Source organism: Roseimaritima sediminicola (genome assembly GCF_009618275.1).
Classification (GTDB): Bacteria; Planctomycetota; Planctomycetia; order Pirellulales; family Pirellulaceae; genus Roseimaritima; species Roseimaritima sediminicola.
Window position 1 is genome coordinate 18,126 of record NZ_WIAD01000051.1, and the last position, 24,921, is coordinate 43,046.

Consider the following 24,921-nt stretch of genomic DNA (forward strand, 5'->3'; position numbering starts at 1 on the left):
CGCTCCGCGAAAGTTGCGAAGGACAACTACTTTCGCGGAGCGAAAGGCAACACTCGCGATGGACTCGAACGATTCGATACCCGCGCACCCCCCCCGATGAGGACAACGATGCAAACCAACATCCTGGCGGTCGCGGCTGGGCTGCGACGCTGCGTAGCTCTGCCCGTGCTGTGCGTGGTCGCGTTTGTCGGCTTGCTGTGTTTCACGCCCCAGGCTCAAGCACAGCGGCCGCCGCGCCGGGCCGCCGAAAAGAAAGAGCCGCCCTTTGAGGTGGTCGCCATCGAGACCAAGGATGGTGTCCGCTTGCGAGCCGCGTACTTTCCATCGGACAAAGGCAAAGATGCCGTGCCGGTGATGATTGTACATGAATGGGGCGGCCAAGCCGGGACGTACCTGCCGCTGGGGTTGGCCCTCAAGAAGGCCGGCTGTGCGGTGCTGATCCCCGACCTCCGCGGCCACGGTGGCAGCATGACCTATCCCGGTCGCGCAGGTCAGGACGAGACCTTTGATCTCGGCAAGATGGGGCCTGCCGACGTCAGGCGGATGCTGACGATGGACCTGGAGTCCTGCAAAGCGTTCCTGAAAGAAAAGAACGACAAAGAAGAATTGAACTTGAACGCGCTGACCTTGATCGGCGTTAAAGAAGGCTGCGTCCTGGCACTGGAGTGGGCCGTGACCGACTGGAACTTTCCCAGCATCGGGGCCCGCAAACAGGGGCAGGACGTCAAGGGATTCGTGCTGATTTCGCCTGAGCAGATCCACAAGGGACTGCGTGTGGAAACCGCCTTCCGTGATCGCTTCGTCTGGCGTCTGCCCACCCTGGTCGTCGCCGGGACGGGTTCGGCCGAAGCCAAGGACGCCGACGCGATCTACAAGCGACTGGTCAAACTGCGGGCCCGTGTGAACCGCGGCGACGCCGACGGTTTGGAGCTGCACATGGCCAAAGCCAATGCCAGCGGAGCGGCGCTGCTGCGAGCCGAACCCGAAGTGACCACGAAGATCGTCGAGTTCGTGCAGAACGAGATCATCGCGAACATCTTGAAATATCGCTGGGTTTCCCGCGCCGAATAGGGTTACTGGACTGCGGTCATGGACGATAGCCAAGCACGCTCGGCAGCCTCCCGATCTCCGGCTCCGCCGGTGGACCCGCTGGGCAGGCAGGCTCTGGAGCAATTGTTGCGTGAGGGCCATTGTCGCGACGCGATCCAACTGGCCGAAGCCGCTTCGACCAATTCCATCGCCCTGCGGCAACAGCGTCCCGTCGATCGCCTTCCACTGCTGGTCCTGGCCGATCGACAACTCGCCGGCCGGGGACGGATGGGGCGGCAGTGGTACTCCGACGACGGCACACTGACGTTCTCGCTCAGACTGGCCGCCGACACATTGCCGCTGCCGGCCGAGCAGCGACCGTTGGTGGCGTTGGCCGCCGGGATGGGCGTCGCCGACGCGGTCGAATACTGCGTCAGTCCCACGCGTCCGCAGATCAAATGGCCCAACGATGTTTACCTGGGCGGACGCAAGGTCGCCGGGCTGTTGGTGGAAACCACCGACGAGGGCGCGGCAATCGTAGTCGGCGCGGGCTTGAACGTGACCACCGACTTCAGCCGCGCACCGGCCGAGGTCTCCCAGCGAGCGACTTCGATCGCCGCTGTCGCCAGTGGCGGGCTGTCGCGTTATGGCCTGCTGCCCCGCGTGGTCGCCCAGATGCTCTCGCGCATCGATCAACTTGTCTATCAACGGGCGGATTGGTTGGCGGATTACCGGCTGCGCTGCATGTTGACCGGTCGCGAAGTGATTCTCCGCCGCCCCGACCGGAACGTCCGTGGCGTGGTCGTCGGGATCGACGAACACGGAGCCTTGTTGTTGCAGACACCGGCCGGTGCCCAAGCCGTACACGCTGGCGAGATCGAACTGGTATAAGCGTGCCGCAGTCCAGGCCAGGGCATCACGCTCGCTCTGGCGAGGTCTTTTTCTTTTTTCTTCACAGGCTGGAAGCCTATGCCACTGGTTCACAGGCTGGAAGCCTATGCCACTGGTTCACTATGCCACTGGTTCACAGGCTGGAAGCCTATGCCACTGGTTCGGCGGAGACTTCGGCGCAGCTCTCTTCGGATTCCCAGATCACGACGCGTTTGGCACGCGCCCCGGTGCCTTCCAGCATCTCGGGACAGGCGACCTCCAGGAGGTATTTCGCCAGATTCTCGGCGGTGGGATTGTAGGGCAGCTCGAAGACGCGGTGCGGGTTGGTCGAACGGATCGCCTGCAGGGCTTCGCTGTCCTGATCCCACAGCAGGAACGCGTGATCCCAGTGTTCGTCCAGCCAACCTTTGCAGCGGATTTTCAACAGTTTGAAATCGATCACGCGCCCGACCTCGTCCTGTTTGTCCGCCACCACATGGAACTCGGCGACATAATTATGGCCGTGCAGATTGACGCATTTGCCGTCGTGATTCAGCAGACGATGACCCGCGCAGAACGTAACGCGTCGCATCACGGTCAATGACATAGAACGATCCTAAGGGTTGCTAGGGATTTTGGAGTTTTGGATTATCGCGGTGACGCCGGGCGTCCCGCAGGGTTTTCTTTTCCAGATTGCGTGTCAGGGCGGTCTCGAGATCGATGCCCGATTGGTTGGCCAGGCAGATGGTCACGAACAACACATCGGCCAGCTCGTCGGCCAGATCTCCCGGCGTTTGTCCCGCCTTGTAGCTCTGCTCGCCCTCGGTCCGGGACAGTACGCGAGCCACTTCGCCGACCTCCTCGACCAACTGAGCCAGATTGGTCAGCGGATCGAAGTAGCGGACACCGAGCGTCTGGATCCACTGGTCGACCTCTTGCTGGGCCCCGCGCAGCGACAATGCATCCTCGGACATCTAGGGTTGCTCTCTCGATTCGGGCGGCGGACGCAAACGGTCGAAGTACTGCCGCACGGTGCGGCGGTGGCCGATCGGCAACGGTTCGCGCTGTAACACCGCTTCGGCTTGGCGGCGATACTCCTGATACTGCTGGGCGTAGGCTTGCCGAGACGAGGTTCCTTCGAACTGGGTTTCGTCTTCCCCGGCCCGCTGACGCTGGCCACCGGTGGCGGCCTGTTGGCCCGTAATCTGTTCACGCTGGCGCTGCGAATCCAACGGGTCGGCTTCGCCCTGATCCGGCTGGCCGGCCGTGCCGCGTCCCCACTGCTGCGAAGCCCGATCGGATTTTTGGTTGCTGTCACCGGGCTGGTTGCCGCCCTGGTTGCCCCGAGCCTGAGCCTTGGTTTCGGCCACCTGATTCAACTGCGCCGCCATGCTCTGGTCGACTTGCTGTTGGGTCGCCTGCCTCTGGGCCATGTCCGCCAACTGGCGGAGGGCCTTTTGGGTTTCGGCGGCGTCTTGTTGCTCGAGCGCCTGCTGCAGTTGTTCCGCCGCTTGAGTCGCGTCGCCGGGTTGTTTGCCGCCGGCCTCCTCGATCTGCTTTTTCAGGTTGTCCGAAACCGCTCGCCGCTGGCTATCGGAGATCCGTTCGGGATCGACATCTCGCAGCTGCTCCGCCGCCTGCTCGAATTGGCCGTCGCGCAGCGCGCTAGCGGCCTCCTGCAGGGCGTCGGCGGGTTCGATCGCCTCGGCCAACTCCTGCAGCTCCTCGGCGTGGCCGGCTGCGGCCAGTTGTTCGCGAGCCTGCTCGATCGCCTGCTGCATCTCCGACAGGGTTGCCAGTCGCTGGCGCGGATCCGCGCTGGCCTGCTGTAGCTGCGTCGACAATTCGTTTAATCGCTCCTCTAATTCCAGCAATTGCTGACGCTGCTGATCGGAGAGTGGCTGGGTGAGCGATTCGTCCAGAGCCGCTTGCAGCGAATCCTGCAATGCCATCGCCGTGCCGTCCTTGACCGAGGCACCGACCGCGACCGCGTCTCGGTCCAATTGGCTGTAGAACACCAGTAATCCGATGGCCAGGGCCATTGTCGCGGCGGTTCTCACGGCCGCTCGCGAAGGGTCGATGGGTACGCAGTCGCCTGGGCGCACTTTGCGCAGGTGCAGCACCGTATCGGCCACCTGCAGACGCTGCAGCGGATCCGGATGCGGTAACGTCGCAAACTGCAGGGCCGAAGCCGTGCGGTCCTTCATGGCATAATACTGATCGATCGCCGCGGCAGCGTCGGCCGGTCCGAAGCGTCGGCCGGCCGCGACGGCCACAGCGACGATCCAGGCGATCGGCGGCACCGCGAACGACCAAACGGGGACAGGAGCGGGTACCCAGCGAGCGACCAACACCAGCAGCATCGTGGCGGCCAGCAGCGGCACGAGCGCGAGGGAGGCCACGTGCGTCACATGCCGCAACCACATTCGCCGCCGCACGGCTGACAACAGGGTGGAGAGAGGCTGCATGGGTTCGCGAAACAAAACAGAAACAAATAAAAGGCTGAAGGGCCGCGGCACTTGGGGACGGCGGCCACCTGCCACCGTTGAGCATACCAGGGCACCGTCGATGCGGTAAGATATGGAAAACGCTTCCATAAGGAACCTCGAATGGCCAAATCGATCTGGCCTCAGTCCGATCAAACCCGCGATCTACTGGCCGCGGCCAAGCGTGGCGACGACGAAGCGATCAACCAATTGCTCGATCGCCATCGTGATCCCGTCCGCCGCCTTGTCCAGCTGCGTCTGGACCGCCGCTTGCAACAGCGGGTGGACGTCAGCGACGTGGTCCAGGACGTGTTGCTCGAAGCCAACGGTCGGTTGCAGGCCTACCTGGACAATCCGGTCATGGCGTTCCATCTGTGGCTGCGGCAAATCGCTTGGGACCACATGATCGACGCCTACCGCCGGCATCGCCGCAGCGCAAAACGCAATATGGACCGCGAACAACCGTTGGCCGCTCCGGCCGGCCCGGACCACAGCACGATCCAGCTGGCGGCCCAGTTGGCCGGCCGCGAAATCACCCCCCAAGCCGCCGCGGTCCAGCGTGAATTGGCCCAGCAGGTTGAACAGGCAATTGCCCAACTGGATGAACCGGATCGCGACATCCTTATCATGCGGCACTACGAGCACCTCTCGAACCAGGAGGTCGCCGAGGCGCTGCAGCTGACGCCGCCGGCCGCCAGCATGCGATACCTGCGAGCGATGCGTCGTTTGCGCGAACGCATGGATGGCTCCGCTGGCGATCCGCCTTCGGCGGTTCCCAAACGATCGGACCAGGCGTGAACGAAGCAGAATCACAACCGCGCGAGCCCGTAGATCCGGCGCAGGAAGGCGAGCCCGCAGAGCCCGCGCAGGAAGGCCGCGAAGACGTCTCGCACAACGCCCGGGAACTGCGGTTGGCGACGGTCCTGAGCGAGATGAGCGACCGGGTTGCCGAAGGACAGGCCATCGATCTGGAACAGTGGTGCGAGGACCATCCGGACCTCGCAGCGGACCTGCGTCAGTTGTGGGGAGCCGTCCTGGTGGCCGACGCCACGGGCGTAGCGCAAAGGCCTCGGGCTGCGTCGAGCACTGCGGGCGAACCGGCCGACGGCGGTCTGTGGCAGCCGATTGCGCTGCCCACCCGAATCGGTGACTACCTGTTGCTGGAGGAACTGGGGCGCGGCGGGATGGGCGTAGTATTCTTGGCCCGGCAGATCAGCCTGGACCGCGAGGTCGCCGTCAAGATGATTCTTCGCGAACGCCTGGCCAGCGACGCCGACCGCCAACGGTTCCTGGCCGAAGCCGCCGCGACCGCACGCCTGGAACATCCCAATATCGTACCGATCTACGAGGTCGACGATATGGATGGTCGACCTTTCTTCAGCATGAAATACATTCATGGTTTGACGCTGGCCGACCGGCTTCACGAAGGTCCCCTGCCCCAGCGGGCCGCCGCCAAGATCGTGGTTCCGATCGCCCGCGCGATCGCCGAAGCCCATCGACACGGCATCCTGCACCGCGACATCAAGCCTTCGAATATTTTGCTCAGCGACGACGGGCCGCCGATGATCACCGACTTCGGCTTGGCCAAGCAGGATCACGCCCCGCACAGTTTGACGCAGAGCGGCATGATCCTGGGGACGCCGGCTTACATGGCCCCCGAACAAGCCGCCGCCCGCCGCGAACAACTGGGACCGGCCAGCGATGTGTACAGCCTGGGCAGCGTGCTGTACCACGCCCTGACCGGACGCGCGCCGCTGATCGCCGACACGCCCGTCGAACTGATGATGAAGGTGATCGAACAGGATCCGCCGCCGCCGCGAGTGCTGCGTCCGAACCTGAATCGCGACCTGGAAATGATCGTCGTCCGCTGCTTGCAGAAACCACCGGACCTGCGCTACCAAGACGCCGATCAGTTGGCCGATGATCTCGAAGCGTTCTTGAACAACGAACCGGTGGCCGCCCGCAGCGGACGCTTCAGCCAGATCGTGGCTCGGATGTTTCGCGACACGCACCACGTGACCGTGCTGGAGAACTGGGGCGTGCTGTGGATGTGGCACTCCCTGGCCCTGCTGATCGCCTGTTTTTTAACTTGGCTGCTGCAGCAAAACGGCGTGCAGAACCGCATTGCCTATGGGATGCTGTGGAGCGTCGGCCTGGGAACTTGGGCCGGCGTGTTTTGGATGCTGCGACGACGGCTCGGACCGGTCACCTTTATCGAACGCCAAACCGCCCACGTTTGGGCGGCCAGCATGATCGGCGTGATGGTGCTGTTTCCGCTGGAGTGGTGGATGCAGTTGCCGGTGCTAACGCTGTCGCCGGTTTTGGGCATCGTGACCGCGATGGTCTTTCTGATCAAAGCCGGCATGTTCAGCGGCGCATTTTACCTGCAATTCGCAGCCTTGCTGGCAACCTCGATCGCCATGGCGCTGTACCCGCAAGCGGCTCACTTGATCTTCGGCGTCGTCGCCGCGGTGTGTTTCTTCGTTCCCGGACTGAAGTACTCCCGGCAACGCATCGAAAGCCAACAGCGGCCGTAGTGTCGCAGTGTCGCCTTTCGCTCCGCGAAAGTAGCTTAGAGGAACCGTTCGGCAATAACTCCGTTGTATGCGGAATAGCCCAAGTTGCGTGCTGCGATACCGGCCGACTAGCGATGGACCGCTACGGATGGAAATGCGGTACCCTGGACGGATTCCATGAGCGGAGAAGGCTTTGCTCGGAATCGCGGAGCGCTGGCATGCGGTAGCCCCAGGCGCGAGCCTGGGGAAACGCAGCCGCACCATCCGCCAAGCCCTGGAAGGGCGACATGAATCAGTCCGTGTCAACAGGCGGGGGCGGCTACCGTAGTTCATGCCGTCCCTCCGGGACTTGCGCGGTGGCGGGGTGTCCGGCCCCTGGGTTGGCACCCAGGGCTACCACATGTCGCCACTGCCGTGGCTGCCACGCCGCAATTTCGTTGACCATACAACGCTCGGGCGAATGTTGAGAAATGCCGAAATTATTCCCGAACGGTTCCTTAAAAAACTCTGGACTACTTTCGCAGTGTTGCCTTTCGCTCCGCGAAAGTAGCTTAAAAAACTCTGGGCTACTTTCGCAGTGTTGCCTTTCGCTCCGCGAAAGTAGCTTAAAAAACTCTGGGCTACTTTCGCAGTGTTGCCTTTCGCTCCGCGAAAGTAGCTTAAAAAGAAACTCTGGGCTACTTTCGCAGTGTTGCCTTTCGCTCCGCGAAAGTAGCTTAAAAAACTCTGGGCTACTTTCGCAGTGTTGCCTTTCGCTCCGCGAAAGTAGCTTAAAAAACTCTGGGCTACTTTCGCGGAGCGAAAGGCAACTCTGGGCTACTTTCGCGGAGCGAAAGGCGACTCTTCACAAACGACAACCCTAGGCGGGCTCGCCTTGCGGTGCGGTGTCAGCCGCGGCCGCGAGGTCTTCCTCGATGTCTTCGACCTCCTGGCCGTTGGCGTCGCGCCGCAGCAACAGATAAATCCCTCCGACCAACGCCCACAGCTGGACGACCGAGAACACGGCGGGCAGGCGCATCACAAAGGTTTCGCTGACCCCCGCCCAGGCTCCTCCGTCGGACGTGGTGCTCACGAACCCCGAAGCGATGTTCCAGCCGGCCAAGCAAACCGCCGAGACAAACGCTACGGTCACGTAATGGATCGCAAACGCCGCGAGCAGATAAACCGCCAACGCCACCAATCGCCGCAGCGTGTACTCGTACCCGCGACTGAGCGCATCGAAGACATCGCAGTTCCGCTCGGTTAACACTGCGGCCCAGGCCAGCGGCACGGCAAACGCCGAACCGATGGCCAGGGTGCCGATCGCAACCAACACCGGCGCGGTGGCCAGCATCACCAAGTCCGCTCCCAGGACGGTCAGCCGCATCAACAGGCCGACCAGCCAATAGCCCGCAGCCAACAGGATGATGGCCAGCACAGGGATCAACGTCACCGCCGCCAAGGCAAGAAAACGCTGTCGGATCAATCGCAGGCAAGCGGCCAAACCGGTCGAGCGTCGCTCGGCACAACTCGTAATGCTCGCGCGCAGCACGATGGCCACCGGGACGAGCCAGATCGCATACGTTGCCAACTGCATCACCAGCAGCTTCCATCCCGAGGAGCCGCCGCGGTAACCCACCAAGGTCGCCGCCGGGCTGAGGCTGTACCGCGTCGCCTGCTGCCAATAGCGGTGCGATGCTGCGGCCAGCACCGGCGCGGGCTGCCCTGCCGGGTCGGCAGGGCTGACCTGGCCGGGCCAGCCCATCGCGGCACCGGGCGAAACGGCGATGCCTCCGGCGACGGCGTTGTCCGGCGAATCCAGCTGGGCATGCACGGCGGCCGAGAGCCAATAGGCGGCACAGGCGACTAACATTACGGTGAAGGAGAACGCCGGCTGCACACAGCGCAGCAAGACCAGCGGAGAAATCGCATCGGACCAGCGGTAAACGGTCGGCAGGCGAGACGGAGAGGACTCGAGGTTTCGGGCGGATTCAGTCACCGGACGAAGGATCCTGTGGCAGGTGGCGGGGAGATCCCCTTCAAAATCAGAAGTCCCCGTCGACGACTGGGGACGAGGTCGCCGCATGGCGTGGCCGCCAATTTTGACCGGCCTGCCCGGAAAACTCCAGGCCAAGGCGACAAAACCGGCGATTGGCATGGCTCATGCGTTAATCATTCTGGTAGCCTTCCCGCAAACGTTCTCTGACAAACCGGTAGACGACCGCCAAAGACTCACTGATGCAAATCCTGACTCGCCTGACTCTGTTCGGCATTCGCTTGGCCCCGATCCTGTTAGGTGTGTACTGGATCCTGCTATTTACCGGCACGCATCTGCCCAGCGTTCCCATGCCCCAGGTCCAGCACCTGGACAAGGTACAGCACTTCGTGGCCTTTGCCGGCTTGGCCTTCCTGTTGGCCTGGGCGATCCCCGCCCACCAGCGGGACCCGCGAACCAAGATGATCTTCGCATTCCTGGTGGCCATTTGCTACGGGTTGTTCGACGAGCTGACGCAGCAGTTTGTCGGTCGCCATACCGACATGATGGATTTCGCAGCGGACTGCGGGGGTGCCCTGATGGGTGTCTTGATCTATCGCCTGGCAAAACGGATTCTGTTTCCGCCCAGCCCCACAGACCGCCGAGGCCAATCGAGCCGCTCCACGGTGGACCAGTCGCCGCCGGTTGAGGAGCAGCGCCGCGTCGCCTGAGTAACCGACTCGCCCCCGGGACAAGCTCGACACGCGTGTTAGAATAACTCGGCAGAGTATGAGCAGGTGGGACGATCGCTCGCCGTCGACCGCTTCGGCGCGACGGCGGGAGGAAAGTCCGGGCACCGCAGGGCAGGGTGGTCGGTAACGCCGACCGGCCGAGAGGTTAGGGCAAGTGCAACAGAAAGCAAACCGCCGAACGACGCGGCGAGCCATCCGGCCCGCGGCGTGCGTGGTAAGGGTGAAACGGTGCGGTAAGAGCGCACCAGCGATCAGGGCGACTTGATCGGCTGGGTAAACCCCACCCGGTGCTAGACCAAACAGAGGGCACGAGGGGCCTGGTTCCTCTCGGCGAAGCGGCCCGCGTCGCGATGACCCTTGGGTAGGTCGCTCGAGGCGACGAGCAATCGTCGTCCCAGATAAATGATCGTCACTTCGCCGCCGCGGCTTCGGCCCGGGCGGTGGAGCACAGAACCCGGCTTACAAGCCTGCTCATACTTTGTTTCTTTTCCGGTTCGCGGGCAGCACAAACTGGCACAACGGTTGCTGCGTCCTGTTCCCGCGACGTGCAGGCGGCCGCACACCTGTCCCTTCCGGAAATAGGAAATCCATCGATGCCTCTCGAGACGACCGATTCGCTGAACCGCCAAACGCTGGAAGCCCTTCAGGAACTCACCCAACTGAACATCGACTCGGCCGAAGGCTTTCATGCCGCCGCCGAGGACTGTGGCGACATCCGCATCAGCCAGCTGTTCGTCGCCCTCGGTACCGAACGCAAACAGCAAGCGGCGGAGTTGCAGAAGTATCTGTTGGCCAACGACGTGACGCCCTGCCGCGAAGGATCGACCGTCGCGGCGTTGCATCGGGCTTGGACCGCCATCCGCACGGCGCTCTCCGGCCACGATCCCCATACCGCTCTGTGCGAAGCCGAACGCGGCGAGGATCGCATCAAGGGCCGTTACGAGCGGGCGCTGCGCGAAACCGCCGGCAGCGCCGTCAACGATGTTCTGATGCGCCAGTATGCCCAGGTTAAATCAGCCCACGACCGCGTCCGAAATCTCCGCGATCAACTCGGCTGAGACAGCCGAGCGACGCTGTGGCATAGGCTTCCAGCCTGTGGGCAGTGGCATAGGCTTCCAGCCTGTGGGCAGTGGCATAGGCTTCCAGCCTGTGAGCAGTGGCATAGGCTTCCAGCCTGTGAGCAGTGGCATAGGCTTCCAGCCTGTGAGCAGTGGCATAGGCTTCCAGCCTGTGGGCAGTGGCATAGGCTTCCAGCCTGTGAGCAGTGGCATAGGCTTCCAGCCTGTGGGCAGTGGCATAGGCTTCCAGCCTGTGGTCCGAAGCTTGGCTCTGCGAGCCGAGCCAGAATTCGTCGGGAGTCGCGGAGCGACGGCATATGGAACATCCTCGCATCTTGCAGCGTCAGCCGAGGACTTGCGTCGCTCAAGCCAAAGGTCGTCGCTTCGCGACTATCCATGGGGTTGGGTGCCCGCGACCTGGGATTATCATCCCAGGCTATCGACGGTCGTTGCTTCGCAACTGGCGATCGGTTCGACAGTCGTTCGGCTGTCCGGGAGCCGAGCTATTCGTCGGCCGGGCTGGCCGAGCTACTGCCGTGGCGATGTTTGGCGATCATCGTGTCGCGCATCGTGTTCAATTGCCGCTCCAAGCCCACCGGATACGGATGTGGATTCAGCAAACGCCGCGTGCTGGCGTGGAGCCTCGCCACCTGCTCGAGCGCTCGCCGACGCACCGTCTCCAGGCCGGGCGTTTCGTATACGATGCCACCGCCGCGCACGACCGGTACCAGCAAGTCCTCGTGATGGCAGTCCGTCGACGGTGTCATCCGGCGCAGCGGATCATTCGGATCGATCACCGTCGGCGGCTCGGACACCCCAAGTTGTTCGTCGTAGATCATGTCAGCAACCAACCGTTCGTCGTTATGAAACCGTCGCACCTGTTGACGCCCGGGAATCGTGGTTTTGATCCGTTGCTCGGACAATTTGATTTTCGGCTGCCAATCACCGCCACCGGTGCGCAGTGCACTGAGCTTGTAGACACCGCCTAGCGCCGGTTGATCAAACGCGGTGGCCAGTTTGGTGCCGACGCCCCAGACGTTGATCTTGGCACCCTGATACAGCAGACTCTCGATCGTGGTTTCGTCCAGATCATTCGAGGCCACGATGACCGCATCGGGAAACCCGTGCTGGTCCAGAATCCGGCGGGCTTCGATGCTCAGGTAAGCCAGGTCGCCCGAATCCAAGCGGATGCCGACCATCTCGTGCCCCCGCTGGCGCAATTGTTTGCCGACCTCGGCCGCCTTGTGCACGCCTTGCAAAGTGTCGTAGGTGTCGACCAGAAAGACACAGTTGTTGGGCAAAGCTTCGGCGTAGTTCACGAACGCTTCCAGTTCGTCGTCGAACGACATCACCCAACTGTGCGCATGCGTACCGCGAACCGGAATCCCGTACAACTTGCCGGCCAGCACGTTGGACGTGGCTGCACAGCCGCCGATATAAGCCGCCCGGGCTGCGGACAAACCGCCGTCGATTCCTTGCGCCCGTCGCAGCCCGAACTCCAACACGCCGTCGCCGGCAACGCCGCAGATGCGGGCCGACTTGGTGGCGATCAGGGTTTGAAAATTCATGATATTCAACAGCAGCGTTTCCAGGATCTGACACTGCAGCAACGGTCCGGTCACCCGCAGCAACGGTTCATTGGGGAACACGACGGTGCCCTCCGGGATCGCATCGATGTCGCAGTCCAGTCGCAGCTGGCCCAGGGCCTCTAGGAAAGCCGGTTCGAACAGCGGCCGTCCGTCGTTGCCGGTTATCTCACTCAGGTACCGGCAATCGTCGGGCGTAAAACGAAACTTCTCTAAGATCTCCAGCACCGTCTGCAGCCCCGCACACACGGCATACCCGCCGCGGAAAGGAGCTTCGCGGAAGAACAGATGGAAGGTGGCATCCCCGACCGCGTCGCCGCGTCGCCAGTATCCATAGGCCATCGTCAACTGATACAAATCAGTCAGCAGAGCCAAAGAATGACCGTATAAGCGGTGGATGTTGTTCATCGCGAATCGTTCCTATACAAAGCCTGTGGCACTGCTCACAGGCTGGAAGCCTATGCCACTGCTCACAGGCTGGAAGCCTATGCCACTGCTCACAGGCTGGAAGCCTATGCCACTGGTGACCGAATCAGGGGCTGCGTGGTTCACGGTTCCAAAGGTGACGGACGAAGAAATCGGCGCGGCGCCGCCGCCCATACTCGCTCTCCCCGACCCCATGACCTCCGCCGGGGAACACGACCAGATCGAAGTCTTTGTCGGCTTTGATCAGGGCATCGACGACCTGCATCGTACTGGCCGGATCCACGTTCCGGTCCAACTCGCCCACGGTCAACATCAGCGCACCTTCCAGCCGATGGGCCCGCGTCACGTTGGACTGCTGGGCGTAGTGCGGCCCGACGGGCCAGCCCATCCACAGTTCGTTCCACCAGATCTTGTCCATGCGATTGTCGTGACAGCCGCAATCCGCCACGGCGGCATGATAAAAATCGCCGTGGTTCAGCAAGGCCCCGAGCGCACTTTGTCCGCCGGCCGATCCGCCCCAGATACCCACCCGCCCAAGATCCATCTCCGGGATCTGCTCGGCGGCCCGACGCATCCACGCGATCCGATCCGGAAAGCCGCTGTCGGCCAGGTTCCTCCAACACACGTCGTGAAAGGCTTTGGAGCGATGGGAGGTGCCCATGCCGTCGATTTTGACCACGATGAACCCCAGATCCGCCAAATCCGCCAAACCGCGATGCAGCCCGAAAGATTTGGGCACGAACGCGCTGTGCGGACCGGCATAGATGCCTTCCAGAACCGGATACGTCTTACCGGCCTGAAAGCCGCGGGGACGAATAATGATGCCGTGGATGTCCGTCTGTCCGTCGCGTCCCTTGGCGACGAACCGCTGCGGCGGCTGCCAACCTTTCTCGAGCAACGGCGTCCAGTCGGCGGCCGTTAACTGACAAATCAAACGTCCAGAACGCATGTCGCGCAGCTGTGTCACCGGCGGCAGGTCGACACGACTAAATCGCGTGATCAAGAACTTCTGCGTCGGCGATTGTTCCCACTGGTGGTTGCCATCGCCGTCGGTCAACGGCGTGATCGCTGCGTCGTCCAGCGACACCCGCAACAGGTGTTTCTGATAGGGGTCCTGGTCGGGGTAGTAGCCACCGGCGACGATCCACATTTCGCGTCGCTGGGCATCCACACGCTCGACGTCTCGCACCACCCATGGCCCCTTGGTCAATTGGCGGATGGTTCGCCCGGTCTGTTGGTCGATCAGATACAGATGGTTCCAGCCATCGCGCTCGCTCATCCAAATCAATTGGTCGCGATCATCCAAGTAGTGCAAGAATTGTTTGCCGGCGTAATCGACAAACGTGTCGCTGGTGTTCTCCACCAACACGCGGGCTCCGCACGTCGCCGGATCGACTTCGATCACGGCCAACCGCTGGTGGCCGCGTGCGTTGTAAACAAATCGAAACGCCGAGCTGTCTTGCTTCCAGTTAAAACCTTTTAGGGCAAACGGATTGTCGAACAGCGCGTCGTCGACGGCGCGCAGCGTTTTCGCTTCCGCGTCGCAGAGATAGGGGCGAGGATGATCGAGCGCGTCGCCCGGCTTGGCATACGAGAACTGATGCACCCGCGGCTGCAGCCGGTCCTCAGGGGCCGATTCAACGATGGTCACCTGCCGCGGTTCGACGCGTTCGGTGCGCAGCAGTACGCAGTATCGTGAGTCAGGCGACCAGAACACGCGGCCGTCGAAGGTGCCCTCGCCCGGTTCCGGCTGCAGGACGTGCCGCGAGTCTGGATCAAACGGGTCGTTCGGCTGCGGCTTGCCGGTCGATTCCAACACCACTTTGCCGTCGTCGATGCGAATGCGGTACCGACCGTCGGGGGACGTATCGCCGTGGCGTCCCGGTCGACGCGGCCGGGAATCGGCGGCGCGCTCGAGCGGCAGCGGCGGCGGAACCTGTTCGGTGATGAAGAACAACCCAGGCGTGTCGACCGCCTGCACCGCGGCGAGCGGCTGGGCGTCCTGGTCGACGATCACCCAAACGTGGTTGGCGAAGGTGTGTTGCGAACGTCGACGTCCGGGCTGCAGCGTGCCATAGGTTCGCAGGTCCCCTTGGGCGTCCAACCATTTCAGGGTCACCGGTTCGTCGCGTTGGTTGACGAACGTAATATTGGTTTCGGGTCCGCCACCGCGGACGCGCTTCAAACGGCGCATCGCCGGCAGGCCGTCGCGGGCACCGTCGAGCGCAGCCGCAGCCTCGGTGGCCGTGCGCAGCGTGTCGCTGGCAAGATCCAGCTGATACCGCTGGCCGGCGAACGAAAAGCTGAGGGTGGAAACGTCGTCGGCAAACCGCATCCCGTCCAGCGGCAAGGCGTCGGCATCCAGCGTGGTCCCGGCACGCTGGCTCAGCTGTTCTGCTAGTTTCCGATGATCGAAGGCCGGTCGGCGGCTGCCCTCTTGCGTGTCGACCAACAGGAACCGGTGGGACTCTAGCGACGTCTGTTCGCGGAACCACAACCAGCGATCCTGCGGATCGATCCAGTGCAGCCGTGGGCGCTGGTTCAAAACCTTGCCGCCCAGCTCGCTGCGGGCCCGCTGGACCCATTCATATTGGGCGGCGGTGCCTTGAGCCCAGCCGACGGTCGGCAACGAACCGCACGCCAACAGCACCAGCGTGATCAGGACGAGCAGCGTCCCACGGTGCGAAGGTAGGTTCGCAGCGCCCGACGATTCGATTCGAAAGCCATTTGCGACAACACGTTCTCGTTGCATTCACACCATTCCCAGGAGGTGACTTCGGCCGCGGCAGCGGTGATGGGTTGCCGGAGATCGACGGTGCAGACAAAGAACACGTCCAGCACCGGCAGCACCACGCCGCGGTAGTCGTAGGTATTGGGGTACGTCACCAACATTTCGTACCCCGTCAGGTCCAGCCCCACCTCTTCGTGAACCTCTCGCCGCAGGGCCGCTTCGGCCGTTTCTTGGGGATCGATGAAGCCACCGGGCAGGCCGTACTGGTCCTGTCCCGGCGGTTTAGCGCGGCGGATCAACAGCACTCGGCCCTCGGCATCGGCGATGATCGCCCCAACCGCACTGACGGGCCCAAAGTGAAACACAAAGTCGCAAGCGGTGCAGTGAAACGGGTTCTGGCCCTGTCCGTCACCGGCCGCCCCGCAGCGCGGACAGTAGCGGAAGGCTTCGGCCAACGGGATCGTCTGCGTCATGGCGGTGGTCAAAAGGTGGATGGCGACGGGAACCCAGGGCAGGGCGGATCCATTCTAACAGGCCGTTCAGATCCCGGCAGCTCGCCGGTGCACGCCGTGGGTCCTTGCAAAAACCCGACCTGTAACACAATCTGTTAGAGAGACGGTAACCGAAGCGGTTGCCAGGGAACTTCTTCCGAACAGGTGAACTATGTCCGACGCAAGTGGCTCGGCCGAATTGTTGCGCACCCTGCATCGACTTCACCGCCAGATCAACGACCTGCAGGGACAACTCAACCGCGGACCGCGGCAGCAGAAAGCTGGCGAAGCGGCGGTGCTGGCCAGCCAGCAGGCGCTGGAGGACGCGGAGAGCACCCTTAAGCAGGCCCGGATGGCGTCCGACGAAAAGCAGTTGCAGCTGAAGAGTCGCGAGCAACGCGTCTCGGACACCCAAGCCAAACTGAACACCGCGGCCAGCAACCGCGAATTCGACGCCTTGAAAGAGCAGATCGCCGCGGACCAGCAAGCCAACGACGTGCTCAGCGACGAGATCCTGGAATCGCTCGAGCAGCTCGATCACCTGCAGGAGGTCGTCGCCCAGCGGCAGGCCGAGCTGAAGCAGAAGAAACAGGACCTCGAGGGGCTCGAGAAACAGATCGCCGCTCGCCAAGCCAAGCTGGAGCCGGAACTGCAACGCGTCCGCGGCGAGCTGGAGGAAGCCGAAGAGTCCCTGCCGGACAACATGCGGCAGGACTACCAGCGGGTGATCACCGCTCGCGGCGAAGATGGGCTCGCCCCGGTCGAAGGCGATTCCTGCGGCAACTGTTATCAGAAACTCACCCCGCAGGTGATGAACCAGTTGTACCTGAGCCACTACGTGACGTGCCCGGCCTGCGGGGCCTGGATCTACTTGGCCGAAGACCGTCGGGTCCAGAAGTGAACACTGCGGCGGAGCCTCCTCAGCGGCGGTCGACCGCCCCAGCGCGGCGGTCGACCGACCCAGCGCGCCACAGCGCGGACCCGCCCGTCTTCCTGGACCCCATGCAGGACGAATGGGCCAACACCCTGACCCATGCCGCCTCCTGCCTGATCGCGGTGATCGCCCTGGCCCTGATGGTTTGGTCGGTCCAGGAAAAACCCTGGGGACTGCAGGTGGCCTGCGTCGCGTACGCCTGTTCCGGGGTGGCCGTATTCCTGTTCTCGACCTTGTCGCACGCGATCTACGAACCGCACATGCGGACGCGGATGCGGGCCTGGGACCAGGGCACGATCTACCTGATGATTTCGGGCACCTACACGCCATTTGCCTACAGCTACGGTGGCTCGGTGCAGGTTCCGTTGCTGTTTTTTCTGTGGCTGTTGGCCGGCCTGGGGTTCGCCTCCAAGGTTCTGCTGAAGTACCGCGTGCACGGGATCGGAACGACCACCTACCTGCTGTTGGGCTGGGCACCGGCGGTGGTGTTAGGGCCGCGTGTCCCCACGGCCTGTCTGGTGTACATGGCGGCCGGCGGCTTGATTTACAGCGTGGGCGTGGTGTTCTTGGTGCTGGACCAGCGGCGGCGGTTCTTTCATGCCGTCTGGCATCTGTTCGTCTTGACTGCCGCGGCGGTGCACTACGTGGCGATCCTCAAGTTCGTCGTGCACCGCGTCGCGGTGGACTCCTGAGCCAGACTGCTACCGCGCCGGGGCGAGATTTGGTAAACCTATCGGCCCTGAAAAACAGCCTCAAAACCGGAGACCCCGTCGACCATGGATATGCATCAACTGACTCGTAGCCTGCAGGTCAAAAACGATTCCAAGATCGTGATGCTCGTAGGCGATGGCCTAGGTGGGTTGCCGATGCAACCCGGCGGCAAGACCGAACTGGAAACCGCCTCGACCCCTAACCTGGATCGGCTGGCCACCGCCGGCGTTCAAGGGGCGAGTATTCCCGTGGCACCCGGTATCGCTCCGGGCAGCGGACCGGGGCACCTGGGCCTGTTCGGCTATGACCCGCTGCAGTACCAGATCGGTCGCGGAGCCCTCGAAGCGACCGGCATCGGGTTCGAACTCCAGCAGGGCGATGTGGCGATTCGCTGTAACTTCTGCACGATCGACGAGAACGGCTTGATCACCGACCGCCGCGCCGGCCGGATTCCCACCGAACAAAGCGCTCCGATCGCCCGCAGCCTGCGCCAGATCGAAATCCCCGGCGTCGAGATCTTTGTCGAACCCGTCAAGGAACACCGCTTTGTGGTCGTTTTCCGCGGCGAAGGCCTGCACGGCGAAGTCGACGACACCGACCCGCAAGCCACCGGCGTCGCGCCGCTGGATCCGGTCGCGAGAGACGAAGCCAGCCAGAAAACGGCTGAAGTGGCCAAGGAGTTCCTGCGTCAGGCGCGCGAACTGCTCAAGGACCAACCCCACGCGAATTTCCACACCATGCGCGGGTTCGCCGCCAAGCCGGACCTGCCGACGTACGAGGAAGTGTACGGTCTGCGAGCGGCCGCGATCGCCGTGTACCCGATGTACAAAGGCCTCGCCCGGTTGGTCGGAATGGACATCGTCGGCGAAGCTCAAACGCTGGACGATCAGATGGATGTGCTGAAGCAGTCCTGGGACGACTACGACTTCTTCTTCATCCACTACAAGTACACCGACAGCACGGGCGAAGACGGCAACTTCGAAAACAAGGTCAAACGCACCGAAGACCTCGATGCGATCCTGCCAAAGATCGAAGCCCTCGAGCCGGACGTCTTGATCGTCACCGGCGACCACAGCACGCCGGCTTTCTTAAAGAGCCACAGCTGGCATCCGGTGCCGACGCTGTTGGTCAGCGACTGCTGCCGGCCGGACCCCCATACCAGCTTCTCCGAATCGACCTGCATCACCGGCGGGCTGAGCCAATTCGAAGCCAAGTACCTGATGCTGTTGGCTCTCTCGAACGCCGGCCGGATGGGCAAGTACGGAGCCTAAAGGAATGGGCGGGGACAGCGCACGACCGTGAAGCCACGCTAGCGGACCGACAACTGAGGTCCCTCCGAGTTTGCCGGGGCACGAAGGGCGGCGTTTGGATCCGACCAGCGAACCGGTGACGGCAAGCTGGCGGACGACGCGTTGCGTGAAGAACCCGCCGAGCCCAAGAAAGGGCGAATCCTTTGAGCGTCGCGTCTGCTTGGCTGCCAGTGCGGGTCGTGTCGCGGAACACCATGAACTCTTTTGACTAACCCATGGCGGCGTCGCCTCGTAAAATGGAAAAGGATACATGAAGGTGCCTTACCAAAACGGAGGCTGGAACAATGACTCGTTTGGATTGCGACTGGATCGTCCGCGTGATTCTCTTTGTCGTCGTTTCCGGCGGCGTTTCGGCTTGGAGTCAATCTCCGTCGCCCGGTTCGATCAGTGACGAGACTCCGGCCCGAGCCGAGACGCCGCTGCTGGTTGGTATCACGGTGCATCGGCGAAGTGTCACGACGGATTCGGCGGACGCACAGAGATATTTCGATCAGGGGTTGAACCTCGCATATGCGTTTAATCATGACGAGGCGATTCGCTCGTTCGAACAAGCCGCGCGATTTGATCCGAACTGTGCGATGGCCTGGTGGGGAATCGCGCTTAGCAACGGGCCGCACATCAATAACCCATCGATGGACAGGTCGCGGTCCATCGCCGCTTGGACCGCCCTGCAGAAAGCCAAGGCCAAACGGACGAAGGCATCTTCGGTTGAACTTGCGCTGATCGAAGCGGTTGGCGACCGCTATGTGGCAGACGCCGAAGCGAACATCGCGCAGCGCGACACACTGAACCGGCAGTACGCCGAAGCGATGCGGCGAGTCCACGAGCGGTTTCCCGACGACACGGACGTTGCCGTGCTGTACGCCGAATCGCTGCTGGATCTGCGTCCCTGGGACCTGTGGTCGGACGACGGCCAATCGAGACCGGAAACGCCGCGGGCACTTGCGCTGCTGGAAGGCGTGATGGCCAGGCAGCCGAATCACCCGGGCGCGAACCATCTGTATGTTCACGCCGTCGAGGCGTCGCCAAATCCGGAAAAGGCAACGGCTGCCGCAGACCGGTTGCGGACCTTGATGCCCGGTTCCGGTCACATGGTTCACATGCCCGCGCACATCGACGTGCGTATGGGAAATTGGTCGCAAGCCGCTGTTCAAAACGAACAGGCGATCACCATCGACGCGGTGTATCGCCAAGCATCGCCGCGTCAAGCGTTCTATACAATCTACATGCTGCACAATCCGCACTTTCTTTCGTTCGTCTGCATGATGCAGGGCCGCAAGGAACGGGCGCTCACTGCCGCACGCAACGTGCTGTCCTCTGTCCCGCAAGAATTCCTTAAACAATCGCCCCAACATGCCGACCCGTTCCTCTCGATCGAGTACCAGGTCATGGTTCGCTTTGGTTTGTGGGACGAATTGCTCGCGTTGCCCGCGCCGCCGAAGGAGTTGCCAATCACGACCGCGATGTGGCGTTTCGCCCGTGCCACGGCACTGGCGGCGAAAGGCCGCATCGCCGACGCGGAACGCGAACAAATGTTGTTCCGCCAGGCGATGGAGGCGGTCCCAGAAGAAACAGTCGGGGCCATAAACCGTGCCCGTGACATCTTGAAAGTCGGCGACCACACATTGGCCGGCGAGATCGCCTTTCAAAAGGGAGACATTGATACGGCCGTCCACGAACTCAAAAGAGGCGTCGCGGCGGAAAGGGAACTCTTATACATGGAACCGCCCGAGTGGATTCAACCCGTGCGGCATTCGCTCGGCGCCGTGCTTGTCACGGCACAGCGTTGGGACGAGGCGGAAAAGGTCTATCGGGCCGATCTGGCCGAATGGCCGGAAAACGGTTGGTCGCTGCACGGATTGTCAAACTGTCTGAAATCGCAGGGCAAGACCGCGGAGGCCGAGGCCGTTTTAAAACGTTTTCGCGCTGCTTGGGCTGAAGCCGACACGACGATCGATACGACCTGCTTGTGTGTCGGCAAAGAAAACGAGTAACGACATGACGCCGCGAACTGTCGAGATCGCCTCCGTCGTGTTCTGCATCAGTCTGTTCGTCGAGGATATCCGGCTGCGTACTACGGAACGCTTTCGGTCCCTAACGAACTCGCCAGAACCGGCGGGTAAGCCGGCAGGTTTGCGCAGCGGCAATGGGATCTCCGGCGATTGAGGATGAACTGCATATGGAGTAAGATCCGCCCGACCGATCACGAGCCCTGCTGAGCACAAGCACGATCGGTATGCGGAGCCAGAACTAGTCCCGTCCGGCGGAGCCGTTCTTGCGCCGTACGTGAAATGGGCAATGAACTTCCCCGGACGAGACGCGCCGTACCCGGTCAAGACAAGACGACGCAGCAGGGACCGAAACACGTGGTTTCGTCCCGGTTTGGCAACTTCAATAGAGAGTTACCCAAGGCGTCGACAATGGAATCGTGGAAAGCGTGGCTTTTGTTAGTTGCGGCCGGCATGCTGGAGACTGGCTGGGCGGTGGGGCTGAAGTACACCGCCGGGTTCACTCGGCTGTGGCCTAGCCTGTGGACCGGGCTGGCCATGGCGGCCAGTATGTTCCTGTTGGCTGTGGCCATCAAAAAGCTGCCGATCGGAACGGCTTACCCGGTCTGGGTCGGGATCGGTGCCCTGGGCACCGCGCTGTTCGGGATGGCGTTTCTTGACGAGCCGGTCACTTGGAGCCGCAGCCTGTTTCTGATCCTACTCGTGCTGTCGATCGTGGGACTCAAGATGAGCAGCTGAAAACACGCTGGGGTCGAACCCCAGCGCACGCCAGGTTTTCGACGGCGGGCTTTGGAACTGCATCGGTTCGCGGCGCGTGGGGTGATTGATTTGCAGAGAATGCGAATGCAACGCGATCCCCTCGGGCATCCGGCTGGTCGCGCCGTACTTGCGGTCCCCCCATACGGCATGTCCGCGAGAGCTGGCCTGCACGCGGATCTGGTGCTTGCGGCCGGTCAGCAATTCGATGCTGACCAAGGTTCGGTCAGCTTGGGTTTGCAGCACATTCAGGCGCAAGCGGGCTTCCTGGGCTTCGGCCGTTCGTGGCGAAACGCAGCGCATGCGATGAGCTGCGTCGTCCTTGCGAACGTGATCGGTCCATTCGTATCGCTCGCCGTCGAGGGCACCTTCCAAAACGGCTAGGTAAGTTTTCCGGGGTGCCCGTTTGCGAAACTGGTCGGACAGCCGCGAAGCCGCCTTGCTGGTCCGGGCCAGCACCAGGACGCCGCTGGTGAATTGATCGAGCCGGCTGACAATTCCTACGAACACGTTGCCGGGTTTGTTGTATTTGTGTTTCAGGTAGTCCGCGGCCCAGGAGTAGACCGTGGGCCGGCCGCCATCGGCGCCCATGGTGGCGACTCCGGCCGGTTTATCGACGACCAATAGATGGTTGTCTTCGTAAAGGACGTGCACAGCGGCGACACTCGAACCGGTCCCGGACAGGCCGCTATGCCGGTCCGGGAGCGGGCAAAGGAGGACAAGAAGGGCGAACAATCGTCCGCAAGCCGCGCCGACGGACGTGATTCTGCGGACTACAATAGAGCGAACATTCTAGACTCTGAATTTCCTGCCCCGCATCCCCGCTTTACAATCCATGCGATCACTTACGTTTCTAGTTTGCTGCTTGGCCGCAACGTCGCTGTTGGCCCAACCGGTTCCCAACAGTAAATTCGGCAATCAACCGGATTATTTTCGGCAACTGGAAGAATGGTTGCCCACGCCCAACGTCTACCGGACGGCTGCCGGCGAACCGGGCCCGCAGTACTGGCAGCAGCGGGCCGATTACGAGATCGACGTCACGCTGGACGACAAACGCCAGCGGCTCGAGGGCACCGTCCGGATCCACTACCACAACCGATCCCCGCACTCCCTGCGGTACGTGTGGTTACAGCTGGACCAGAATATTTTCCGGCCCGATTCCGATGCCGTCGCAACGGCCGAAGCTCCCAGCTTGGGGGATCGCGTCCAGTTCAACGTGGTGCGGAGCCTGTTGGCCCGAGAAACGTTTGAAGGCGGCTACAAGATTTCCCGGGTCGCCGACGGTGAGGGTAACGATCTGCCCTACACGGTGGTCAAGACGATGATGCGAATCGATCTGCCCGAACCGGTCGAACCCGGCCAGTCGACTCGGCTGGCGGTCGATTACGGGTACAACATCGTCAATTCCGAATTGATCCGAGCTCGCAGCGGTTACGAGTACTTCGAGGACGATGACAATTACATCTACGAAATCGCGCAGTGGTTCCCCCGTGCGGTTGCCTTCACCGACTACACCGGGTGGCAGCACAAGCAGTTCCTCGGTCGCGGCGAGTTCGCTCTGGAACTGGGCGATTACAAGGTCCGAATCACCGCTCCGGCGGATCATGTCGTGGCCGCTACGGGCGTGCTGCAGAACCCCTCGAACGTGTTGACCGACGACCAGCGTACGCGGCTGGAGGAGGCTCGCAAGGCCGAGGAACCGATCTTCATCATCACGCCGGAAGAGGCCAAAGAGAACGAAAAATCTCGCAGCAAGAAAACCAAGACCTGGGAGTTTCACGCCGACAACGTCCGCGATTTCGCGTTCGCCAGCAGCCGCAAGTTCATCTGGGACGCGGTCGGTCACGGGGGTGACGACGACGTCGTGATGGCCATGTCCTACTACCCCAACGAAGCCGAACCGCTGTGGAGCCAGTACTCCACGCACGCGATCGTGCACACGCTGGAAGTCTACAGCCGCTACACCTTCGAGTACCCCTATCCCACGGCGATCAGCGTCAACGGTCCGGTGTACGGAATGGAATACCCCATGATCTGCTTCAACGGGCCGCGGCCCGAAGAGGACGGAACCTATTCCAAACGCACCAAATACGCGTTGATCTCGGTGATCATCCACGAGGTGGGTCACAATTACTTTCCAATGATCGTCAACAGTGACGAGCGACAGTGGACGTGGATGGACGAGGGCCTGAACACGTTCCTGCAGTACGTGTGCGAGCAGGAATGGGAGGAGGACTACCCCAGTCGTCGGGGCGAACCACAGGACATCGTCGGCTATATGCGCAGCAGCGGTCAGGTGCCGATCATGACCAACAGCGAATCGATCCACCAATTCGGCAACAACGCCTACTCCAAACCTGCGACCGCCCTGAACGTTTTGCGAGAAACGATCCTGGGCCGCGAACTATTTGACTTTGCCTTCAAGGAATACGCTCGGCGGTGGAAGTTCCGACGGCCGACCCCGGCGGATTTCTTTCGCACCATGGAGGACGCCTCGGGCGTCGACCTGGACTGGTTCTGGCGAGGTTGGTTCTACAGCACCGATCACGTGGATATCGGGATCGATTCGGTCAAACTGTACGTGATCGACTCGGGCGATCCCGACGAAGCGTCGGACCGCAAACGCCGCGAACGCAAGGCACGGCCGAAAACCCTGTCGCAGCAGCGCAACGCCGACCTTCCCAAACGCCTGGACCTGTTTCCGGGACTGAAGGATTTTTACAACACCGACTACGATGACTTGGAGGTTACCGAGGAATCGCGAAAGGCGTTCCAGCGGTTCGTCGAAGGGCTGAGCCCCGAGGAGAAAAAACTGCTGAAGCGGAAGTCGAACTTCTACGTCGTGCAGTTTTCGAATGTCGGCGGCGTGGTGATGCCGATCGTGCTCGAGATCCATTATGAGGATGGCAGCAGCGAGGTCAGAACGTATCCGGCGGAGATCTGGCGGCGCGATGGCAAACGGACCAGCAAACTGATCATCAGCGACAAGACGATCCAGCGTTTGGAACTGGATCCTTTCCGGCAAACGGCCGATGCGGGCGAAGCCAACAATCACTGGCCGCCGAAGCTGGTGCCCAGCCGCTTTAAACTGTTCAAAAGCGACAAGAGCAAAAACGAGATGCAGAAGGCCAAGGATCGCGAGAAGAAGGCCGAGAAAGAGTAGCTCGGCTGTCCCAGCCGAGAGCGATTTTTGTCACGGCTCGGAGAGCCGTGCTACTATTCACAGGCTGGAAGCCTATGCCACAAAGATAGGGGTAGGGAAGCCCGGTTGAGCCGGGCTCCCCTCCCTCCGAACCGTGCGG

Annotated in this window: 21 protein-coding genes, 1 other RNA gene and 1 riboswitch; of the genes, 14 read left to right on the forward strand and 8 right to left on the reverse strand. The window is 62.2% G+C overall.

All coding sequences use genetic code 11. From position 1 onward, the window contains the following. Positions 1-108: 108 nt before the first annotated feature. Both GE027_RS18765 and GE027_RS18770 read left to right on the forward strand, forming a co-directional pair. A complete protein-coding gene (locus GE027_RS18765) occupies positions 109-1,071 on the forward strand; it encodes an alpha/beta hydrolase (RefSeq protein WP_162006815.1) in 963 nt (320 codons plus the stop codon). An 18-nt stretch (positions 1,072-1,089) separates the two neighbouring features. Further along, entirely contained in the window at positions 1,090-1,920 is an 831-nt protein-coding gene (locus tag GE027_RS18770) for a biotin--[acetyl-CoA-carboxylase] ligase (RefSeq protein WP_153558759.1), read from the forward strand. Positions 1,921-2,068: 148 nt separating this feature from the next. On the opposite strand, the gene GE027_RS18775 is transcribed toward GE027_RS18770, so the two are convergent. Genes GE027_RS18775 through GE027_RS18785 form a run of 3 tightly spaced genes read right to left on the reverse strand, consistent with a single transcriptional unit; the run spans position 2,069 to position 4,367 of the window. Then, positions 2,069-2,506: a 6-pyruvoyl trahydropterin synthase family protein gene (locus GE027_RS18775; RefSeq protein WP_153558760.1), complete on the reverse strand. Its 438-nt coding sequence runs from the start codon at positions 2,504-2,506 to the stop codon at positions 2,069-2,071. 19 nt (positions 2,507-2,525) lie between these two features. Beyond that, positions 2,526-2,873, reverse strand: coding sequence for a nucleotide pyrophosphohydrolase (locus GE027_RS18780; RefSeq protein ID WP_153558761.1), 348 nt, complete (start codon positions 2,871-2,873; stop codon positions 2,526-2,528). Then, entirely contained in the window at positions 2,874-4,367 is a 1,494-nt protein-coding gene (locus GE027_RS18785) for a coiled-coil domain-containing protein (RefSeq protein ID WP_153558762.1), read from the reverse strand. A gap of 141 nt (positions 4,368-4,508) precedes the next feature. Here GE027_RS18785 and GE027_RS18790 point away from each other — a divergent pair, with 141 nt between their 5' ends. Both GE027_RS18790 and GE027_RS18795 read left to right on the forward strand, forming a co-directional pair. After that, the gene (locus GE027_RS18790) at positions 4,509-5,183 is read left to right on the forward strand and encodes a sigma-70 family RNA polymerase sigma factor (protein WP_153558763.1); all 675 of its coding nucleotides are present in this window, start codon (positions 4,509-4,511) and stop codon (positions 5,181-5,183) included. A 134-nt stretch (positions 5,184-5,317) separates the two neighbouring features. Further along, a complete protein-coding gene (locus tag GE027_RS18795) occupies positions 5,318-6,922 on the forward strand; it encodes a serine/threonine-protein kinase (RefSeq protein WP_153558779.1) in 1,605 nt (534 codons plus the stop codon). Between the two features lie 838 nt (positions 6,923-7,760). Here GE027_RS18795 and GE027_RS18800 read toward each other — a convergent pair. Beyond that, the gene (locus tag GE027_RS18800; protein WP_153558764.1) at positions 7,761-8,879 is read right to left on the reverse strand and encodes a hypothetical protein; all 1,119 of its coding nucleotides are present in this window, start codon (positions 8,877-8,879) and stop codon (positions 7,761-7,763) included. A 239-nt stretch (positions 8,880-9,118) separates the two neighbouring features. Between GE027_RS18800 and GE027_RS18805 the strand changes: the two genes are divergently transcribed. The 3 genes from GE027_RS18805 (at position 9,119) to GE027_RS18815 (ending at position 10,665) form a co-directional block, all read left to right on the forward strand. Further along, complete coding sequence (locus tag GE027_RS18805; RefSeq protein ID WP_153558765.1) at positions 9,119-9,586, forward strand: VanZ family protein; 468 nt, start codon at positions 9,119-9,121, stop codon at positions 9,584-9,586. Positions 9,587-9,645: 59 nt separating this feature from the next. After that, positions 9,646-10,085: RNase P RNA component class A (gene rnpB, locus GE027_RS18810), an RNA gene on the forward strand. Between the two features lie 115 nt (positions 10,086-10,200). After that, positions 10,201-10,665, forward strand: a complete 465-nt coding sequence (locus GE027_RS18815) for a PA2169 family four-helix-bundle protein (protein WP_153558766.1) — start codon at positions 10,201-10,203, stop codon at positions 10,663-10,665. 503 nt (positions 10,666-11,168) lie between these two features. On the opposite strand, the gene GE027_RS18820 is transcribed toward GE027_RS18815, so the two are convergent. The 3 genes from GE027_RS18820 to GE027_RS18830 all read right to left on the reverse strand — a co-directional run bounded on the left by GE027_RS18820 (position 11,169) and on the right by GE027_RS18830 (position 15,881). Next, positions 11,169-12,659: a nicotinate phosphoribosyltransferase gene (locus tag GE027_RS18820; protein WP_153558767.1), complete on the reverse strand. Its 1,491-nt coding sequence runs from the start codon at positions 12,657-12,659 to the stop codon at positions 11,169-11,171. A 124-nt stretch (positions 12,660-12,783) separates the two neighbouring features. Continuing rightward, positions 12,784-15,429 carry a prolyl oligopeptidase family serine peptidase gene (locus GE027_RS18825; protein WP_153558768.1) on the reverse strand — a complete coding sequence of 882 codons (2,646 nt, stop codon included), beginning with the start codon at positions 15,427-15,429 and terminating at the stop codon, positions 12,784-12,786. Beyond that, positions 15,336-15,881, reverse strand: a complete 546-nt coding sequence (locus GE027_RS18830) for an NUDIX hydrolase (RefSeq protein ID WP_153558769.1) — start codon at positions 15,879-15,881, stop codon at positions 15,336-15,338. The genes GE027_RS18825 and GE027_RS18830 overlap by 94 nt, the downstream gene beginning before the upstream one ends. Positions 15,882-16,071: 190 nt before the next feature. Between GE027_RS18830 and GE027_RS18835 the strand changes: the two genes are divergently transcribed. From GE027_RS18835 to GE027_RS18860, 6 genes are all read left to right on the forward strand, one after another. Then, positions 16,072-16,800 carry a zinc ribbon domain-containing protein gene (locus GE027_RS18835; protein ID WP_153558770.1) on the forward strand — a complete coding sequence of 243 codons (729 nt, stop codon included), beginning with the start codon at positions 16,072-16,074 and terminating at the stop codon, positions 16,798-16,800. 101 nt (positions 16,801-16,901) lie between these two features. Then, the gene (gene trhA, locus GE027_RS18840) at positions 16,902-17,525 is read left to right on the forward strand and encodes a PAQR family membrane homeostasis protein TrhA (RefSeq protein WP_153558771.1); all 624 of its coding nucleotides are present in this window, start codon (positions 16,902-16,904) and stop codon (positions 17,523-17,525) included. Positions 17,526-17,609: 84 nt separating this feature from the next. After that, entirely contained in the window at positions 17,610-18,815 is a 1,206-nt protein-coding gene (locus tag GE027_RS18845; RefSeq protein WP_153558772.1) for a 2,3-bisphosphoglycerate-independent phosphoglycerate mutase, read from the forward strand. A gap of 323 nt (positions 18,816-19,138) precedes the next feature. Further along, complete coding sequence (locus GE027_RS18850) at positions 19,139-20,848, forward strand: tetratricopeptide repeat protein (protein ID WP_153558773.1); 1,710 nt, start codon at positions 19,139-19,141, stop codon at positions 20,846-20,848. Positions 20,849-20,852: 4 nt separating this feature from the next. After that, positions 20,853-21,020 carry a hypothetical protein gene (locus GE027_RS18855; protein ID WP_153558774.1) on the forward strand — a complete coding sequence of 56 codons (168 nt, stop codon included), beginning with the start codon at positions 20,853-20,855 and terminating at the stop codon, positions 21,018-21,020. A gap of 122 nt (positions 21,021-21,142) precedes the next feature. After that, a riboswitch (guanidine-III (ykkC-III) riboswitch) is annotated at positions 21,143-21,206 on the forward strand. Between the two features lie 68 nt (positions 21,207-21,274). Next, a complete protein-coding gene (locus tag GE027_RS18860) occupies positions 21,275-21,601 on the forward strand; it encodes a DMT family transporter (protein WP_153558775.1) in 327 nt (108 codons plus the stop codon). Here the strand turns inward: GE027_RS18860 and GE027_RS18865 are convergent. Further along, the gene (locus GE027_RS18865; RefSeq protein ID WP_237607653.1) at positions 21,560-22,273 is read right to left on the reverse strand and encodes an RluA family pseudouridine synthase; all 714 of its coding nucleotides are present in this window, start codon (positions 22,271-22,273) and stop codon (positions 21,560-21,562) included. The two genes, GE027_RS18860 and GE027_RS18865, sit on opposite strands and share 42 nt — an antisense overlap. Before the next feature lie 181 nt (positions 22,274-22,454). Between GE027_RS18865 and GE027_RS18870 the strand changes: the two genes are divergently transcribed. After that, entirely contained in the window at positions 22,455-24,782 is a 2,328-nt protein-coding gene (locus GE027_RS18870; RefSeq protein ID WP_153558776.1) for a M1 family metallopeptidase, read from the forward strand. The last annotated feature ends 139 nt before the right edge of the window (positions 24,783-24,921 follow it).

Coding starts and splice junctions, on each gene's coding strand:
- GE027_RS18765 (WP_162006815.1), top strand. CDS start 109: ATGCAAACCAACATCCTGGCGGTCGCGGCTGGGCTGCGACGCTGCGTA.
- GE027_RS18770 (WP_153558759.1), top strand. CDS start 1,090: ATGGACGATAGCCAAGCACGCTCGGCAGCCTCCCGATCTCCGGCTCCG.
- GE027_RS18775 (WP_153558760.1), bottom strand. CDS start 2,506: ATGTCATTGACCGTGATGCGACGCGTTACGTTCTGCGCGGGTCATCGT.
- GE027_RS18780 (WP_153558761.1), bottom strand. CDS start 2,873: ATGTCCGAGGATGCATTGTCGCTGCGCGGGGCCCAGCAAGAGGTCGAC.
- GE027_RS18785 (WP_153558762.1), bottom strand. CDS start 4,367: ATGCAGCCTCTCTCCACCCTGTTGTCAGCCGTGCGGCGGCGAATGTGG.
- GE027_RS18790 (WP_153558763.1), top strand. CDS start 4,509: ATGGCCAAATCGATCTGGCCTCAGTCCGATCAAACCCGCGATCTACTG.
- GE027_RS18795 (WP_153558779.1), top strand. CDS start 5,318: ATGAGCGACCGGGTTGCCGAAGGACAGGCCATCGATCTGGAACAGTGG.
- GE027_RS18805 (WP_153558765.1), top strand. CDS start 9,119: ATGCAAATCCTGACTCGCCTGACTCTGTTCGGCATTCGCTTGGCCCCG.
- GE027_RS18815 (WP_153558766.1), top strand. CDS start 10,201: ATGCCTCTCGAGACGACCGATTCGCTGAACCGCCAAACGCTGGAAGCC.
- GE027_RS18820 (WP_153558767.1), bottom strand. CDS start 12,659: ATGAACAACATCCACCGCTTATACGGTCATTCTTTGGCTCTGCTGACT.
- GE027_RS18825 (WP_153558768.1), bottom strand. CDS start 15,429: ATGCAACGAGAACGTGTTGTCGCAAATGGCTTTCGAATCGAATCGTCG.
- GE027_RS18830 (WP_153558769.1), bottom strand. CDS start 15,881: ATGACGCAGACGATCCCGTTGGCCGAAGCCTTCCGCTACTGTCCGCGC.
- GE027_RS18835 (WP_153558770.1), top strand. CDS start 16,072: ATGTCCGACGCAAGTGGCTCGGCCGAATTGTTGCGCACCCTGCATCGA.
- trhA (WP_153558771.1), top strand. CDS start 16,902: ATGCAGGACGAATGGGCCAACACCCTGACCCATGCCGCCTCCTGCCTG.
- GE027_RS18845 (WP_153558772.1), top strand. CDS start 17,610: ATGGATATGCATCAACTGACTCGTAGCCTGCAGGTCAAAAACGATTCC.
- GE027_RS18850 (WP_153558773.1), top strand. CDS start 19,139: ATGACTCGTTTGGATTGCGACTGGATCGTCCGCGTGATTCTCTTTGTC.
- GE027_RS18855 (WP_153558774.1), top strand. CDS start 20,853: ATGACGCCGCGAACTGTCGAGATCGCCTCCGTCGTGTTCTGCATCAGT.
- GE027_RS18860 (WP_153558775.1), top strand. CDS start 21,275: ATGGAATCGTGGAAAGCGTGGCTTTTGTTAGTTGCGGCCGGCATGCTG.
- GE027_RS18870 (WP_153558776.1), top strand. CDS start 22,455: ATGCGATCACTTACGTTTCTAGTTTGCTGCTTGGCCGCAACGTCGCTG.